This window comes from Ruegeria lacuscaerulensis (assembly GCF_013034745.1).
GTDB classification, from domain to species: Bacteria; Pseudomonadota; Alphaproteobacteria; order Rhodobacterales; family Rhodobacteraceae; genus Ruegeria; species Ruegeria lacuscaerulensis_B.
Genome location: NZ_WQGP01000012.1, coordinates 44135 through 59778, shown reverse-complemented (window position 1 = coordinate 59778; position 15644 = coordinate 44135). Strand labels below are relative to the sequence as shown.

Genomic DNA, 15644 nt, shown 5'->3' with positions numbered 1-15644 from the left:
AAAGACCCCCTGAACCTTCATGAAGATCTTTGTGCGCCCTGATTTTGCGGATCATCTGACCTAATAAGGGCGGAAATTTGGCTTTATGCCGCGAACCCTGCGAAACCGCTAATAGGATGCCGAGATCATGTCCGCGTAGTTGTCTGCCAGCATTCGCGCATCGGTGCGGTCGAATTTCACCGTCGGCAGGGCTTGCATATCAATCAGCGCCGCGTTGTCGAACAGTTTGGCCAGATCGACATCAAGATTTATCTGCGTCTCCCCTGCCCGCGTCATGTCTGCCGGAACCAGCACCGAGACCTCGCGGGCGTTCTCGGAAAACCCAACATGATAAACCAGCGGAGAAATGGCTCCATCCACATCCAATGCACCCTCGAAGAGAACGAATTTATACCCAACTTCCCAGTTCCACGCCATCTGGCTGTTGGGGTCCAGATCGCCCCGCGCAAGGATCGACCCGTTGGCGTCCGGGTCCACGCCGATCAAAAAGCGCAGTCCCTCGATCCGGCGCAGTGGCACATCGGACAGAGTGATCACATAAGATCTGTCCGCATTGTCGAACCGGGCAAGGTAATAGCTGTCGGGCTCCACGAACTCTTCATCGCCCGAGGTCAAAACCAGATTACTGAGGTAAAACCGAAAATCTCGTACCCGAAACGCGCCGGGTCCAGCGGGGTTGTCATACATGAACTGGTCGAAGGTCAGCGGGGCCCCGTCCATGGTCGCCCGCAGCGTGACGGTGACATCGGTCGTGCGTTTGGGGCCAGGGACGAACACAATCCATCCGATGGCAAGCAACACCAACAGACCAAAACCGGACATTGCTTGCAGGCGGGACATCATGAGCCTCCTTCAAACGGATTGGAAAAGGCAGGGTCGGTCAGAAAAACTTCGTCGGTCAGCGTATGTAGAAAAGCGATGATTGCGTCGATTTCCTCGGGTTTCATGCGCAGGCCCACCGTATCCGACGGGGTGTCAGGGGCGTTATCGGCTTCAAGGATCAACGGGCTGAGCGTGTCGCTGACGACAATGCCGTCATTATAGTGATTCATGACATCTCGCAGCGTCTCGAACCGGCCGTCATGCATATAAGGAGCGGTCACGGCAATATTGCGCAGGGTTGGAACTTTGAAGAACCCTTTGTGAGCAGGGTTTCCCGTGACCGCCATCAAACCAGGTGCCAGCGTGTCCTCTGGGTCGAGCCCATTGTTCGAGAACCCGTCCAGCGCGTCCCGAAACCCCGAGGTCAGGAACTGACTGTGGCAATCAATGCAATTCCCGCCGCGCAGGGACACTTTGGTGTCGGGATGGGCCATGAACAATTTGCGCCCATGTTCTTCTTGCGCGCTCAGCCGCACTTCACCGCGCAGGTATTTGTCGTATTTGGAATTGTCCGAGATCAGCATCCGCATGAAACTGGCTAACGCCCGGGCGATGTTGTCGGCGCTGACTTCGCCATAGGCGCGGCGAAACATGCGACGATAGCTAGACGAGCTGGACAGCTCTGCAACCAGCACGTCGATATCCTGCCCCATCTCTTCGGGGTGCTGGATCGGCATCAGCGCCTGCTCTTCAAGCGAGGTAGCACGGCCATCCCAAAAGAACCTCTCCTGCCCCCAAAGCAGATTGACCAGGCTCATGGCGCTGAACTCCAGCTCACCGCCCGACAAGGCTGGAGATCGGGCACGCCCGTCGGTGAAAGCCATCGCCTGAATGTGGCAAGTGGCGCAGGACACTTCGTTGTTCGCGGATAGAATAGGGTCATAGAACAGGTGCCGCCCCAAGGCGAAACCTTCCTGAGTCAGCGGGTTATCAGGCGGCACGGCAAACCGCCCGAACACAAACGGCGCCGAGAAGTCGGCGATGGGTGTCGCCAACGGATCGCGGGTGAAGTCCCGGATCAGCCACCCCGCCGCGACCAGAATCGCAACGGCGGCCAGCAGAACGATCACCCGAGGCATGGGCCACCCGATCCGTTAGTGGTGATGCACAAAGCCCGAACCAAACAGACCCTCAACGTTGTCCACGCCCTTGTTGTAGCGTTCCTTGAAATTGACTGTCCCGATACGTTCACCGGTTTCCAGATCATGCACCGAAATCGTGTGCGCGTTCAGAGAAGCAATGAAATCCACATCGGTCGGGTCATTGTCCGCACCGTTGCCCAGATTGAGCAGATTGTTCTGAATCGCGATCAACTCGCGCCCTGAGGCGGAGGTGAAAAAGATCATGTGATGTGCACCGGGATCGGTCACGATGTCGGGGCCGCTGGACACCAGGTCCGGCAGTGCGCCCAGTTCGTACCGTTTCACCACACCGGGCAAAGCGTGCGAAATGAACAGCTCATCCTCGGTGCCATAGAATTCCAAGGGCACGGCAGTGTCATTGGCGACACCGCTATAGATGACCTCGGGCGCGCCAAAGGTCTTGGCCTTGGCGTCATAGGGGATTTTCCACGTCTCGAACCCGAACATTGTATTGGCCAGAATGGCCGGTTCGATATCGGGGTGAATGCTGGGCCGCGCGAACAGAACCTCGACCGGAGAAGACGGGAAATTCAGCGGCTTTTCATTCTCGACCGTGATGTTCTGGATAGGCTCCAACGTGTTCAGATCAATGATCGTCAACGCGTTCCCAACACCAGTAGCCAAGTCAGGGTGCACGGTCGATGTCACCACCATACGATCCTCGAAAGCCGAGATGCCGTGCGGGTACATGATATACGGGGCACCTTCGCCGACCTGACTTTTACGGGCTTCGATGACTTTGACCACCGCGTTGGTTTGCGGATCAAACACCCCGACCGAGCCGCCATCATCACCACCAGTGCCCCCCATGAAGGTGACAAACATGTATTCCTGCCCGTTCGAATTGGCCCACATGATATCTTCGCCCACGATCTGGCCCTGCGTGTCCAGACAGGTGATGCCTTCGATCACCGGCGCGCCGCCAGCGTCCCTCGACAAGCCAATCTCGGCCAGACTGCACGCCGGATCGAGCCCGGTGGAATACAGCCTGCCATTCGGGCTGTAGTAAAGGTGATGCAGAGGGTGCTCGATATCGGGTTGCTCAACCTCGCTGAGTATTTCTCCAAAGCGATCAGATTCCGGGTCCAATTCAACAATGGCAACGCTGTGATGGGTATCCAGCGTCGGCAACCCGCGCAGCAACACCATGCCATGGCTTTCTTCACGGGTCTGCGCGTAACTGGCTGAAGTGCTGACGACCAACCCTGCCGCAAACAGAATGGTTGCTCCAAATCCCATGTATTTCATAGCCTTCCCCCTTGTTGCACAGCCCTAAAAAGTTCAGGGTTAGATGTATCTTACGTAACGTCATATCACAGTGAGACGCCTGCACCAAACACCCCGGCGCTTTACCGGAAATCAGTATGCGGCAGTAAGGAAGTCACTGTGTTTCAAAACAGTTTGACCACTGCGTGAGCATTCCCCAAGCGTGGCCCGAAACCGCGCCTAGGGATCACCGAAAACCCCGCGCAGAATTCGGCGAATATCCTGCGCGAACGCCTCGCGCGAAGACGCAACAACCAAAGCGCCCCGTGTGGCGGTTATCAAAATATGCGCCAGATCCTGCGCCCGTTCCGGCGTTGCAGCCAGGTCGTGGCGCAAGATAAATGCCCCCAGCTTCTGGGCATACAGGCTGGGCCAATTTTCGGGCTGGGCGCTTGCGACGGCCAGAGCATCCTCGAGCAGCTCGGACCCGTGCCTGGATTCAGCCAGTTCGACCGAATCTCCGACGACAGAAATCAGCGCCGTTTCCACTACAGCCATCGGCGCGTTTTCAGCCTGATCGAGCATCGCGAAAACATGCTGGTACAACGCTTCTGTATAGGCCCTCAGCGCCCAAGCGTAACACGCGTCCTTCGATCCGAATTTCTTGTAGATCGACTGGCGAGACAGACCCACCGCGCGCGCAATGTCTTCCATTGACGTTTTGCGAAATCCGTACTGGGCAAAGGCGGTCATGATATCTTGTGGGTTCACGCCGGAAATTGTGTTCGCAGTCGCCAAAAATACCCCACTTCCCGGTCAGGCAGGGCACAAACACAAAGTACCGCCTTTGACCAATCAATCACATTTTTACTTTTCTGACACTGTTCGTGAAAAATGACAACTGGCCAGCCGCAGCCAATAGGGAACGCCCTATCCTTGGGAACCACAGCGTTGACGTGACGCTAAGCGTTTTCCGCCAAAATGATCTTCTCGGTCGCGCGAACCAGGTCAGGAAACCGTGATCGTTCGTGGATATATAGGAATACCTGCCTGTGATCTGGCAAGTCGCGGATCAGTCGAAATGCGGTGGCTTCCGGAATGAACCCTGTCACCGTTTGTGGCAAAACCGTCACCCAATCACCGGTCCGAACCATCGCAATCAACGAATGCGTGTTGTGGATGGTCACTCCCGCCCGGTCAATCGCGGCGTGAAACTGCGGCGACTCGATCAGGTCGCACAATGCATTGCGAATGAATGGAACCGAGGCGATTTGGGCAAGGGTCGGCGGCGCCTCTTGCGCGATCAACGGATGCTCGGCCGAGCAGACCAGCCCGAACCGGTCCCGCAACAGCGGCACCGCGCGAATACCATTCAACGCGTGATACCCCGAGGCGATCCCGATATCGGCTCTGCCTTCGACAAGCGCGTCAAGAACCTGCTGCGTATCGGTGTCGCGCAAATCGACTTTCACGCCGGGATACTGCCGCGCAAGATGCGATAACACGCGTGGAAAAATCAAAGCCGCAACCGACGGCACCGAGGCAATGCGCAAGAGCCCCTGCTCGGCGATCGCGGCCTCTTCGATATCCTGCACGGCCTGATCGAACTGACGCACCTGTTTCAGCGCCAGTTCAAACACTTGCGCTCCCAATGGGGACAAACGGCTCTTGCGCTCACCTTCAAACAGCTTTCGACCCAGATGGTCCTCAAACTGTTTCAATGTCATCGATACCGCCGACTGCGTGCGCCCCAAGCGATCCGCGGCCTCGGTCAAATTGCCGGTTTGGGCAACGGTGCAGAAACAACGAAGGGTTTCAATCTTGAGCGCCATATTTCAGTTTTCCTGAACTTTTGTTCATTTGTTTGAATTTGACTGATATACGGCGGAAAAGCCATCCTAAGTGCGACCTTTATTTTGCTCTGGGGCGCATTGTGACCAAACTGAACCTGATCGCTGGCGAATGGCTGGCGGGTGACTCCGAAATCGAAAACCGCAACCCTTCCGATCTGAGCGATCTGGTCGGCATCTTTGCGCAGGCCAGCACAGATCAGCTTGAGGCGACACTGGATCAGGCGCGTGTGGCGCAGACCGAATGGGCCGCTTACCTGCCCGAACGCAAACAGGCCGTTCTGAACGCCATCGGCAATGAATTGATGGCCCGCGCGGAAGAGCTGGGCACGCTTTTGTCCCGCGAAGAGGGCAAACCGCTGGCCGAGGGCAAAGGTGAAGTCTATCGCGCCGGTCAGTTCTTTACCTACTACGCTGCTGAGTGCCTGCGCCAGATCGGTGAGAATGCCGACAGCGTTCGACCCGGTGTTGAGATTGACGTGCGACGCGAGGCCGTGGGCACTGTTGCCATCATCAGCCCGTGGAACTTTCCGACCGCGACCGCCTCGTGGAAGATTGCACCAGCGCTGTGCTACGGCAACGCCGTCGTATGGAAGCCTGCGAACATCACCCCGGCCTCGGCGGTAGCCCTGACCGAGATCATTGAACGTCAGGACATTCCCAAGGGCCTGTTCAGCCTGGTGATGGGCTCGGGGCGCAGCATCGGGCAGCGTCTGGTGGAAAGCCCCAAGGTGAACGCGATTTCCTTCACCGGGTCGGTGCCAGTGGGCAAAGGGATTGCGGCAGCGGCCATTCAGAACCTGACCAAGGTACAGATGGAGATGGGATCCAAGAACGCGCTAGCCGTCATGGACGACGCCGATCTTGATCTGGCTGTGACGCTGGCGCTGGGTGGCGCGTTTGGCGGCACGGGGCAGAAATGCACCGCCTCGTCGCGGCTGGTGGTTCATGCGGGCATCCATGATGCGTTCGTCGAGAAACTGGTCGCCGGTGCGCAAGCGATGAAAGTCGGTCACGCGCTGGAGGACGGCACCCAGATGGGGCCGGTTGTGGGCGAGCAGCAGTTGCAGGAAAACCTCGCCTATGTCGATCTGGGCAAGTCCGAGGGCGCCGAGCTGGCCTGTGGCGGCGCGCGGTTGGAGATGCCGCATGACGGGTTCTACATGTCGCCCGGAGTGTTCCTGAACACCACCAACGACATGCGCATCAACCGCGAAGAAATGTTCGCGCCGCTAACCAGCGTCATCAAGGTCGGCAGCTATGATGAGGCGCTGAGCGTCGTCAACGACACCAAATTCGGCCTGACTTCGGGCATCGTGACCCAAAGCCTCGCCCGCGCCACGCATTTCCGCCGCAACGCGCGCACCGGTGTGGTCACCGTGAACTTGCCGACCGCCGGAACCGACTATCACGTGCCCTTCGGCGGGCGCGGCGACAGCTCTTACGGCCCGCGCGAGCAGGGTACGGCGGCAGCTGAGTTCTACACCACCGTCAAAACCGCCTATATCAGCGCCGGGACGCCGGTCTGATGCGTATCGACGGGTTGCAATATGCCAACTGGTCGGAAAAGATTTTCCGGCAACTGCGCGAAGGTGGCGTGGATGCAATCCACGTCACCATCTCTTATCATGAGAACTTCCGCGAAACCGTCCTGAACTTTGAAAAGTGGAACCGTTGGTTCGAGCAATTCCCCGACCTGATCATGAAAGGTCGGTGGGCCAGCGACATCGACACGGCGCGCGAAACCGGGCGGACGGCGGTGTTCTTCGGCTTTCAGAACCCCTCGCCCATCGAAGACGATATCGGTCTGGTCGAAATCCTGCACGATCTGGGTGCCCGGTTCATGCAGTTGACCTATAACAACCAATCCCTGCTGGCCACCGGCTGCTATGAGGCCGAAGATACCGGCATCACCCGCATGGGCAAGCAGGTGATCAAAGAGATGAACCGCGTCGGCCTTGTCGTGGATATGAGTCACTCGGCTGACCGATCCACAATCGAGGCTGCTGAACTGTCCGAGCGTCCCATCGCCATCACTCACGCCAATCCGCATGACTGGTCGCCTGCACTGCGCAACAAGCGCGACGCAGTGATCCGCGCGGTGACGGAAAATGGCGGGATGCTCGGCTTTTCGGTCTATCCGCATCATCTGAAAGACAAATCCGCCTGCACGCTGGATAGTTTCTGTCAGATGATCGCCCGCACCGCCGACAAATACGGAGTCCAACATCTGGGGATCGGCACTGACCTGTGTCAGGACCAACCCGACAGCGTGGTCGAGTGGATGCGCGTCGGGCGCTGGACGAAAGAAATCGACTATGGCGAAGGCTCGGCTTCGGCGCCCGGTTTTCCGCCCATGCCAAACTGGTTTCAGGACAACCGCGATTTTGGGAATATCGAATCCGGGCTACGTTCCGTGGGTATGAACGAAGATGAGGTCTCAGGTATCATGGGCGGCAACTGGTATCGTTTCTTTGCTGAAAACTTCGGACCACGCGCATGATCGATCTGCACCGCGATATTGCACGCCGAGACCCCGCGCAGGTCATGCGACTGTCGCGATTGGGGTCGCTGCACCAATGTCGCCTTAGTTTCATGCGGCAATTGACCCGGCGGATGGCCCGCGAGAACTGGCGTTTTACCCGGCCCGTTTTTGACATCGACACGAACGGGGTGGGTCATGCGGTCTATACCGCGCACGGCCCTGAACGCGCTTATTCACTGGTTGCTTTCGCTCATGACCTGCCGCCCGAGCAACGCTCCGACCGCGTGATAGCCGAGGCTTGGGACGCCACATTTACCCTGTTCGATGGCATCCCCACGGCCGACGACATTGACCGCCTGTCTCAAAACGTCCCCTTGCAAGAGGCCGGGCGGATCAGCGAAAGCGAGTTGTCTCTTTCTCGCGCCAACCGTTCGGTCCGGCTTTGGGCGCATGTGGTCGACGCGCTGGCAGCAGGCACACAGCCGGACCCCGAGCAGATCTATCAGGTGGGCTACCTGATGCGCACCACGGCTGTTTATGGATCGGGCAAGTTCGGGGCGGCTGATCGTGAGAAAACTGCCGACCGCCCGGAACTGAGCGCCCCTTTCCAAACCGAGATGCTGTCGGTTTATCTGACCCGCACCTTCGTGCGCGATCTGGTGCAGCACATGGCGCAGGCCAAAGGGGGGAACCAAACCGCCAGTCTGGACCCGACGATTGCGCAATGGCTGGGCATTGGCAATTCGACCGGTCTGGGCATGGCGCCCTTTATCGTCAACCATCCCGTGCTGTTCAACAACTGGATCATGGTGCGCGAAGAGGCCATCGCGCGGGTGCGGTCCGTGCCGCAAGCCACACCTGACCGCATCGCGCAGTTCCGCGCGATTTTCGAACGCAGCAAGCTGTCGGTGTCGTGGTGGCGCTCGGATCATCCCGTTCAAATCGACAAGCTGGCCGTGCTCTGGGCTGATCTGGACACGCTCACCGCCGAACTGGCCCAGCGCGACCTGACCGAAAACCTTCCCTGGGACGCCCTGATCCGCTGGTCCGAAGATCATCTGAGTGAAGAGGGGCAGGAATTGCTCGCCTCGCTGATCCTCGAACCTTACGGCGATCTGGTCGACGGTTTGGTCGATTGCATGGCCGACAGCAACGCCGGGGCGCAGGTGATCGACGGCAATATGAGCGTCGCACAGGTTCGCGCGCTGATCCGACAGAGTTTTGACTGGGCGCTTGATCTTGACTGGAAAGCACAGGCCAACTGCGCCCGCGCCTGGTACGTGTCCGAAGAAAAGCTGGAACCCCGTCTGGGCGAACGGTTCGAAGAGCCCATCGCGGAGTACGAACAACCCTTGGCCCCGGCCCGCGATGCGGCGACGGCTTACTACGCCCTGTCCCACTGGCCAGGCACCACCTCCATTGCCGCGTTTCTGTCGCAGCACCCCGAACATCGCCACACGATCCGGCGCGCGCAGATGGGACAGGTCGCACCCTATGGTGAAATACGCGACAATACGATCGGCGCGGATGTCATGCCCATCGACATGCTGCGAGCGAAACTCTCGTTCTTCGGTGCCACGCATTTCGATCCCCGCTCGGACCGTTGGGTGCGGATTTGCATGTATGCTGGTGCCCCCTACCCTGAGGATCTGTCCGCAGATACCGCTGATCACTGGGTCTACCCAAGGGCAATGACATGAGCTTTTCATTAAACGAGGTCGAGGCCACCTCCAAACGCGCCACGCGCGGCGCGGGCTATGGCTGGGGCCTGTCCGAAGAGGCCGGAAAGGCCACCCGCTGGCTATGTGCCGCGGGACTGGACGGCGCGCAGATTCTGGCCGATCTGTTGGACCGGGGCTTGGCACATGCGCCGGGCCGGCACCGCCCGGCATGTCAGGGCAACGAATGGGGCGGGGATGAAATCCTTTGCCCTCTGGCCACCGGGGCAGCCTTGTCCGACCATATGGGCTCGCTGCGGACGGGCGACATCACACTGACCAATGTCGCCGCCCCTGCCCTGTTGCTGCCATTCGCCGCGAACATTGCGCGCAATTTAAAAACGCCCGTCACAATCACCGTGGATGGCGTTGAGGTCGTCACAGATGGGCCTTCTCTGGCCGTGAACCCAGCGCTGCCCAGCGACGCCACTTTGGTGAAGGTCGCGCTTGGCGGAATCTTGACGGCACCCGCTGCCAGCGCCTCACGCGCGGTGCCCGATCCGGCCGCATGGGCCGTATTGAACCGTTTTGCCCACCGCACCTATGCCCCCGCGACCGAGGCCTCTCGTCTGCTTGGGGCCGGGTCTGGCCTGTCCGACAACGATTGATGAAAGCGACACGATGGAAACCCGCACTCTGACCCTGACCGAAATCGAAGACCTGGCCTTTCGCGCCCTTGTTGCCGCTGGCACGACCGAAGCCAACGCTCGCCCGCTGGCCGTTGCCACGGCGGCAACCGAAGCGGATGGGGTGGCCAGCCACGGTCTGGCCTATATCCCGATCTATTGCGAACATGTGCAATGCGGAAAGGTCGACGGTGCCGCAAAGCCCGTCTTAGACCGGCCTCGCTCTGGCCTGATCACGGTTGACGCGGCAAAAGGGTTTGCACATAGCGCAATTGACATGGGGTTTGACGCCCTCATCCCAGCCGCCAAGGAACAGGGCATCGCGGCCTTGGCCATCCGCAACAGCTACAATTGCGGGGTCCTGGGCTATCACACGCACCGGTTGGCGCAGGCGGGTCTGGTTGGGTTGGGCTTTACCAATGCACCTGCCTCAATCGCGCCATCGGGCGGGTCGAAGCCGGTTATCGGCACCAACCCGTTCTCGGTCGCAGTACCCGGCACAGATGGGCAGCCCGCCGTTCTGATTGACCAAAGCGCCAGCACCATCGCCAAGAGCGAGGTCATGAAACATGCCCGCGAAGGCAAACCAATCCCTGTGGGCTGGGCGCTGGACGCGGATGGGAACCCGACCACGGACCCCAATGTCGGGCTCAAGGGCTCGATGGCCCCATCGGGGGGCTACAAAGGCGTGGGCATCGCTTTGCTGACCGAGATCATGGCCGCAGCCCTGACCGGCGCGACGCTCGGCATTCACGCTTCACCATTCTCGGGCACAGCCGGAGGGCCGCCCAAAACCGGTCAATTCTTTATCGTCATCGACCCGGTCGCTGCGGCGCAAGACATGTTTGCCGAAAATATCAGTGCATTGGTTGGCGCGATCCATTCTCAGGACGGCGCGCATCTGCCGGGCGACGGACGGCGCGCAAAACGCATTGCCGCCCAAACCGAAGGCGTCGCGGTCAACACGGCGACCTTGGACAAGATCGAGGCTATCCTAGCCTAACGCCGCGCACCCCCGACGGAACAAAAAAGGGCGCCATATTGGCGCCCTTTCTCGTTCTCGACCACATTGGGTTATTGGATCAGACGCAGCTTCTGGATCGAGCCTGCAATCGACACGAAGGAGTCGATGATCTCTTCACCGGTCACTTCATAGTAGTGCGACCAGGACGAAGCACAGGTTCTGATCTCGGATGCGGCCTGCTCCGTGGTTTCGAACGCGACGGTATAAACAACGGCACCTTTCGTTTTGGCCAATTCACACTGTTCTTGGAACAGTTGCAGGTTGGTTAGCTGCGACGAGGCGATGGTCGAGTCTTCACTTGGACGCGCAGTCAGCTCCGTCAGGCCGTTTTCCTCTTCCATCTCATCGGCGGGGCGCACCTGCGGGGTGGTTTGTCCATCGGTCATGATCACAATGATCTTTGAGCTGTTTTCGTGATCCCAGCTCAGCGGGCGGTCTGCGAACTCGGAGGGAACTTCCCCGGCTTTGCTGAGATAGGCAAACTCATCCTGACTTGACGGGTCCAGCAGGGCCAGCGCGTATTTCAGGCTGTAGTTGGTGCCGGTTCCATCGAACAGGCGCAGACCGTCGATGAAGGTGTGCAGTTTGGTTTCATCGTTCTGTGCGTATTGGATGCTCATTTCGTCTTCCGGGCACCAACCCCAATTCTGGGTAGTCTCATCATATTCCCAGTTCACGAAATAGGGCGTCTGATCGATCGAACCTGAAGGCAGGCTTGTATTCAGGAAATCCGAATAGGTCATTTCCAGGCAAGACGAGGTATTGTTCGGAATGTTGCCCACATAGCTGTGGAAATCAGAATACTGCAGTTCGATGTCCACGTTATTGAACTTGGTTGGGCCCGAAGCCTCATCATAGACCGTCGTTGTCCGGTCAATGCTGTAATACATCGTCTTCTGCTTCCCGCCCTTGATGGATGCACCCACCAATTCGGCGCTCTCAGGCAGCTGGGACGAGTTGTTGATGATAAAGTCCCGAACATAGTGGTAGTAGGTGTCGACGTCATCCTTGTTGAACAGATCGGTCTCGTTGTCCGGGAAGCTGTCGATCTTGACGGAAAAATCGGGGTCAGCATTGCCGTCTGTATCAAACCAGAACACGACGTTCGAGATATCCTGCTGCCATTCCGGGAAGAAATCGTCGTCGGTGGTCGTGCCAAACCGCTCGCCACCCAAATATTCGAACATAACCGAGCCAGGGTTGGTTTGACCCGCAAACGGGATAACGCTGACCGAGGTCGCACACTCGGTGCCTGGGTCGTCGTTATGCTCCAGAGTTTTTGTGATAAAAGCTTTGGCAGCGGTTTGCATTTGGGTCAGGCGTTCGTTGTTGCCCATACTACCCGAGATGTCCAAAACCATGGAAATCTCGGTGCACGGCGCCGCCTCATGCGCGGCGGAATTCACGTCCAATGAAATCGTCTCAACACCGCTCAACCGCATGAAATTGGTGTCAAAACCAGATGTCAGGCTGGCGCGGACAGTACGGTCCAGATATTTGTCTTCGACAGAAATCGAACTTGCGTACTCACCCAAACCGGCGGCCGCCAGATGTGCTTCGACAACTTGCGCAGGATCGAGGGTTTGCTCAAGGCTCGCGGCAGAGAGGACAGCGTTGTCCAGAGCCCACTGCAATTTCGCGCGGTCGCGCTCGTAATTCATTACATCGACGGCAATACCCGCCGCAGCCAATAATAGAAAAAAGGCAAACAACGCGAAAATCGTCAAACCACCTTCTTCGCGTTTCGCAAACCAACCAACATCCGCAACCGAATTTCGGAGAGTTTTTGAAACGGCTTTCTTCCGTGAATTCAGATTAAACATTTCTTTCTCCAGACATCCTTATTCGCGAATAAGATGCCCAAAGAAGTTGTCTCTATTTTGCCGTAATGTTGCTATTTGGGTTACCGGAGGTGAACCCATTTTTAACTCAAAATGAACGCGCGGGTGACGTGGAAAACACGGAACTGCCACGAATTCGAATAAAAATATTTAAAATCAATATGATATCACACATCCGTGAAAACGGCGCTTTACACGAGGACCACTGACCGAAAATTAACAGACCGAGTGACCATGGGTAACCTTGCCACATTCCCTTATTTTTAGGCCTCCGAGTCGCGAGCCTGGAAATTTCATCGCGGACACCTCACGTCAGGCCTTGCCGTCCAACGGTTCTACTCGGCCAACACACACGCCTAAAATTACCGTGAAAATTGGCCTCTCAGTACTCGTCTTCATACGGAAAACCGGACCAGCGCATGGCTTCTTCCTCGGCCCGAGAAAGGTCCAGTTTCTCCATCCCCATGTGCAAATGATCCAGAAGCTTTCCGCACAAAATTGACATATTCAACGCAAAATCCGCGCGGTTGACCGCCGCCGTCACAACATCCTCAGGCGCATTTTCTAGGACATCCACGGTGGCCCGCACATCATGAGAAATAACCCATTCTGCACAGGCCTGCCCCCCGATGACCAAGCTGGAGACACGCTCCAACTCTCGACCGGACCGTTCATCATACCATTGATAAAGCGGCAGGACCGCAGCAATTGCCGCGCCTATGACCGTGCCTTTTTCAATGATGTCCAAAGTTATCCGCATATGCCCCACTCCAAGCTATCAGAATGAGCCAAGATTACTTAAGAAAAGCCGTTTGCCCTAATTGCACCCAACCGACGCAATCTAAGGTCTTTTCCAGCCCGTCGGAATAACGATACGACACTCCAGCCCGCCCAGGCTCGTTGAACGGCCAAGGTCGAGTTTTGCCCCATACGCGTTCAGCAGATCGACCGCAATCGCAAGACCAAGCCCGCTGCCGGCAACCGATGTGTCCAACCGCCCGCCCGAGCGCAGGGCCTCGCGCCGGTTGTCCTCGGGGATGCCGGGCCCATCATCCTCGATTAGAACCTCGACGTTGCCTTTTCTAACCTGCGCCACAACCCGAACAGTCTTCTGACACCATTTAACGGCGTTATCCATCAGGTTGCCCAGAACCTCTTCGATATCCTGAGGGTCCATGCGCACCCATAATCCGGTTTCGCGAGTGACTTGAAATTGTTTGCCTTCCCGTTCGGTCATTCTCGAGAACAAGCGCGCAAGACGATCGACCGAATTTGAAAGATCCGTACGGGAATGGGTCAGTTCAGCCGTATTCATCGCACGCATCCGCGCCAGTGAGCGGCTGAGCTGCGCATCGATCCGGTCCAGTGCCTCTTGCGCCGTGTCTGTCGTGGCACCTTGTTCGGAAAGACTGGTTAGTTCATTGCGCAATATGGCCGTCGGGGTCTTGAGGGCATGAGCCAGATCAGCGGTCTGCCGTCGGGACCCGAAGACGATGTCCCGGTTGCGTCGCGACAATTGATTAAGGTCTTCAACCAGCGGCGAGACTTCTTCGGGGTAATCATCCGGCTTCAACCCCTCATCCGTGTCCCAGCGATGGGACACATCTGTGCGTAGTTTGCGCAGCGGCCCCAGAATAGCCGACATCAGGAAAAGCGACCCAGCCACTCCGATGAGACCGACAAGCGTAAAGACCGGCAGAAGGTTCCGCTGGGCCGCGCGGCGTTCGCCCATCAATTCCTCGCGGCTTTCAGCCACGCTGACACCCCAGACCGTTCCGTCTTCGTAAGATATTTCCTGGTAGATACTGCGCACGGCCTCATCTTCGGGGCCTTGCGTGTTCCAAAAGGTAGGCGCGTTGTGAAGGCCCCGGGGCTCGGCCAGCGTTTCATCGAACAACGAGGCCGAGGTAAATACCGACCCATCACTACCGGTGACCTGCCAATAGCGCCCGGAAAACGGTGTGCCATAAGCCGGGTCGAACATTAGGTTGCCAAGCGCATCGGGATTGTCTGTCGTGACGCTCAACCCTACCACAAGCTGGGTGTGGCGATCCCGCAGCGCGGTGTCAAACTGGTCGGAGACCCTTGAGTTGATGTAGGAAAACACTGCCAGAGTCCCCACGCCAACCGACACCGCCCCAGAAGCGATCCCCCCCAGCAATGCGCGCTGACGCAGGGAAAGCATCAGTCCGTGTCAATCATATAGCCGCGTCCACGTACCGTCTTGATCAGGTCCGATCCCAGCTTTTTGCGCAGGCGTGTAATGAAAACCGCAATAGTGTTGGAATCCCGATCACCGTCATATTCATAGATATGCTCAGAGAGTTCGGTGCGTGAGATCAGCCGTCCGCGATTGTGCGACAGATATGTCAGAACCGCGATTTCCTGCGCGGTCAGGTCCACCGGCACATCCTTGACCGTCACCCGCCCGTTCTTTGTGTCCAACGCCACATCGCCCATTTCGATGACAGCGCTCAGCTGTCCGCTTTGCCGGCGCAATATCGCGCGCACCCGCGCGGCCAGTTCAGGCATATGGAAGGGCTTTATCATATAGTCATCCGCGCCTGCATCCAGCCCGTCGACCCTATCACTCCACCCATCGCGCGCAGTCAGGATGAGAACCGGCGTCGAAACCCCGGCCTCACGCCATTCCCGCAAAACTGTGATACCATCGCGTTCAGGCAGGCCGATATCGAGAATGATCATATCGTAAGGCTCGGTCGACCCCAGATGCAGGGCCTCCAAGCCGTTTTGAGCGGTGTCCACGACCCGCCCTTCAGCATTCAGCAATCTCTTGATTTGAGCGCTCAGATGCGGCTCATCTTCTGCCAGAAGTACTCTCATAACGCGAATTTACAGCTATTCAGTTG

Annotated in this window: 14 protein-coding genes; 5 read left to right on the top strand and 9 right to left on the bottom strand. The window is 57.9% G+C overall.

The genetic code is table 11. The annotated features are described in order from the left end of the window. Positions 1–108: 108 nt before the first annotated feature. The 5 genes from GOV79_RS20275 to GOV79_RS20255 all read right to left on the bottom strand — a co-directional run bounded on the left by GOV79_RS20275 (position 109) and on the right by GOV79_RS20255 (position 5062). Positions 109–840: an MbnP family protein gene (locus GOV79_RS20275; RefSeq protein WP_170775083.1), complete on the bottom strand. Its 732-nt coding sequence runs from the start codon at positions 838–840 to the stop codon at positions 109–111. Continuing rightward, on the bottom strand, positions 840–1961 hold the full coding sequence (locus tag GOV79_RS20270; RefSeq protein ID WP_170791463.1) for a cytochrome-c peroxidase: 1122 nt from the start codon (positions 1959–1961) through the stop codon (positions 840–842). Before GOV79_RS20270 ends, GOV79_RS20275 begins: the two co-directional genes overlap by 1 nt. 15 nt (positions 1962–1976) lie before the next feature. Then, complete coding sequence (locus tag GOV79_RS20265; RefSeq protein WP_170791461.1) at positions 1977–3272, bottom strand: hypothetical protein; 1296 nt, start codon at positions 3270–3272, stop codon at positions 1977–1979. Positions 3273–3470: 198 nt separating this feature from the next. Further along, positions 3471–3983, bottom strand: a complete 513-nt coding sequence (locus GOV79_RS20260) for a TetR/AcrR family transcriptional regulator (RefSeq protein WP_170787187.1) — start codon at positions 3981–3983, stop codon at positions 3471–3473. 209 nt (positions 3984–4192) lie between these two features. Next, positions 4193–5062, bottom strand: coding sequence for a LysR family transcriptional regulator (locus tag GOV79_RS20255; RefSeq protein WP_170787185.1), 870 nt, complete (start codon positions 5060–5062; stop codon positions 4193–4195). Positions 5063–5163: 101 nt separating this feature from the next. Between GOV79_RS20255 and GOV79_RS20250 the strand changes: the two genes are divergently transcribed. The 5 genes from GOV79_RS20250 to GOV79_RS20230 are packed head-to-tail and all read left to right on the top strand — an operon-like array spanning position 5164 to position 10912. Next, a complete protein-coding gene (locus GOV79_RS20250) occupies positions 5164–6609 on the top strand; it encodes an aldehyde dehydrogenase family protein (RefSeq protein WP_170791458.1) in 1446 nt (481 codons plus the stop codon). Continuing rightward, positions 6609–7583: a membrane dipeptidase gene (locus GOV79_RS20245; RefSeq protein WP_170791456.1), complete on the top strand. Its 975-nt coding sequence runs from the start codon at positions 6609–6611 to the stop codon at positions 7581–7583. The genes GOV79_RS20250 and GOV79_RS20245 overlap by 1 nt, the downstream gene beginning before the upstream one ends. Continuing rightward, positions 7580–9265 carry a hypothetical protein gene (locus GOV79_RS20240; protein WP_170791454.1) on the top strand — a complete coding sequence of 562 codons (1686 nt, stop codon included), beginning with the start codon at positions 7580–7582 and terminating at the stop codon, positions 9263–9265. The genes GOV79_RS20245 and GOV79_RS20240 overlap by 4 nt, the downstream gene beginning before the upstream one ends. Then, positions 9262–9891 carry a DUF3726 domain-containing protein gene (locus tag GOV79_RS20235; protein WP_170791452.1) on the top strand — a complete coding sequence of 210 codons (630 nt, stop codon included), beginning with the start codon at positions 9262–9264 and terminating at the stop codon, positions 9889–9891. Before GOV79_RS20240 ends, GOV79_RS20235 begins: the two co-directional genes overlap by 4 nt. Before the next feature lie 13 nt (positions 9892–9904). Further along, positions 9905–10912, top strand: coding sequence for an Ldh family oxidoreductase (locus GOV79_RS20230; RefSeq protein ID WP_170791450.1), 1008 nt, complete (start codon positions 9905–9907; stop codon positions 10910–10912). A 71-nt stretch (positions 10913–10983) separates the two neighbouring features. Here GOV79_RS20230 and GOV79_RS20225 read toward each other — a convergent pair whose 3' ends face one another. The 4 genes from GOV79_RS20225 to GOV79_RS20210 form a co-directional block, all read right to left on the bottom strand. Further along, a complete protein-coding gene (locus GOV79_RS20225; RefSeq protein ID WP_170791448.1) occupies positions 10984–12756 on the bottom strand; it encodes a pilus assembly protein TadG-related protein in 1773 nt (590 codons plus the stop codon). A gap of 400 nt (positions 12757–13156) precedes the next feature. After that, positions 13157–13534, bottom strand: coding sequence for a hypothetical protein (locus GOV79_RS20220; RefSeq protein WP_170791446.1), 378 nt, complete (start codon positions 13532–13534; stop codon positions 13157–13159). A gap of 81 nt (positions 13535–13615) precedes the next feature. After that, positions 13616–14959, bottom strand: a complete 1344-nt coding sequence (locus GOV79_RS20215; RefSeq protein ID WP_170791444.1) for a sensor histidine kinase — start codon at positions 14957–14959, stop codon at positions 13616–13618. Further along, a complete protein-coding gene (locus tag GOV79_RS20210; protein ID WP_170775109.1) occupies positions 14959–15618 on the bottom strand; it encodes a response regulator transcription factor in 660 nt (219 codons plus the stop codon). Before GOV79_RS20210 ends, GOV79_RS20215 begins: the two co-directional genes overlap by 1 nt. Positions 15619–15644: the final 26 nt, after the last annotated feature.

Excerpts from the sequence above, each read along its gene's own strand:
- GOV79_RS20275 (WP_170775083.1), bottom strand. The coding sequence starts at position 840 with ATGTCCCGCCTGCAAGCAATGTCCGGTTTTGGTCTGTTGGTGTTGCTT.
- GOV79_RS20270 (WP_170791463.1), bottom strand. The coding sequence starts at position 1,961 with ATGCCTCGGGTGATCGTTCTGCTGGCCGCCGTTGCGATTCTGGTCGCG.
- GOV79_RS20265 (WP_170791461.1), bottom strand. The coding sequence starts at position 3,272 with ATGAAATACATGGGATTTGGAGCAACCATTCTGTTTGCGGCAGGGTTG.
- GOV79_RS20260 (WP_170787187.1), bottom strand. The coding sequence starts at position 3,983 with ATGACCGCCTTTGCCCAGTACGGATTTCGCAAAACGTCAATGGAAGAC.
- GOV79_RS20255 (WP_170787185.1), bottom strand. The coding sequence starts at position 5,062 with ATGGCGCTCAAGATTGAAACCCTTCGTTGTTTCTGCACCGTTGCCCAA.
- GOV79_RS20245 (WP_170791456.1), top strand. The coding sequence starts at position 6,609 with ATGCGTATCGACGGGTTGCAATATGCCAACTGGTCGGAAAAGATTTTC.
- GOV79_RS20240 (WP_170791454.1), top strand. The coding sequence starts at position 7,580 with ATGATCGATCTGCACCGCGATATTGCACGCCGAGACCCCGCGCAGGTC.
- GOV79_RS20235 (WP_170791452.1), top strand. The coding sequence starts at position 9,262 with ATGAGCTTTTCATTAAACGAGGTCGAGGCCACCTCCAAACGCGCCACG.
- GOV79_RS20230 (WP_170791450.1), top strand. The coding sequence starts at position 9,905 with ATGGAAACCCGCACTCTGACCCTGACCGAAATCGAAGACCTGGCCTTT.
- GOV79_RS20225 (WP_170791448.1), bottom strand. The coding sequence starts at position 12,756 with ATGTTTAATCTGAATTCACGGAAGAAAGCCGTTTCAAAAACTCTCCGA.
- GOV79_RS20220 (WP_170791446.1), bottom strand. The coding sequence starts at position 13,534 with ATGCGGATAACTTTGGACATCATTGAAAAAGGCACGGTCATAGGCGCG.
- GOV79_RS20215 (WP_170791444.1), bottom strand. The coding sequence starts at position 14,959 with ATGCTTTCCCTGCGTCAGCGCGCATTGCTGGGGGGGATCGCTTCTGGG.
- GOV79_RS20210 (WP_170775109.1), bottom strand. The coding sequence starts at position 15,618 with ATGAGAGTACTTCTGGCAGAAGATGAGCCGCATCTGAGCGCTCAAATC.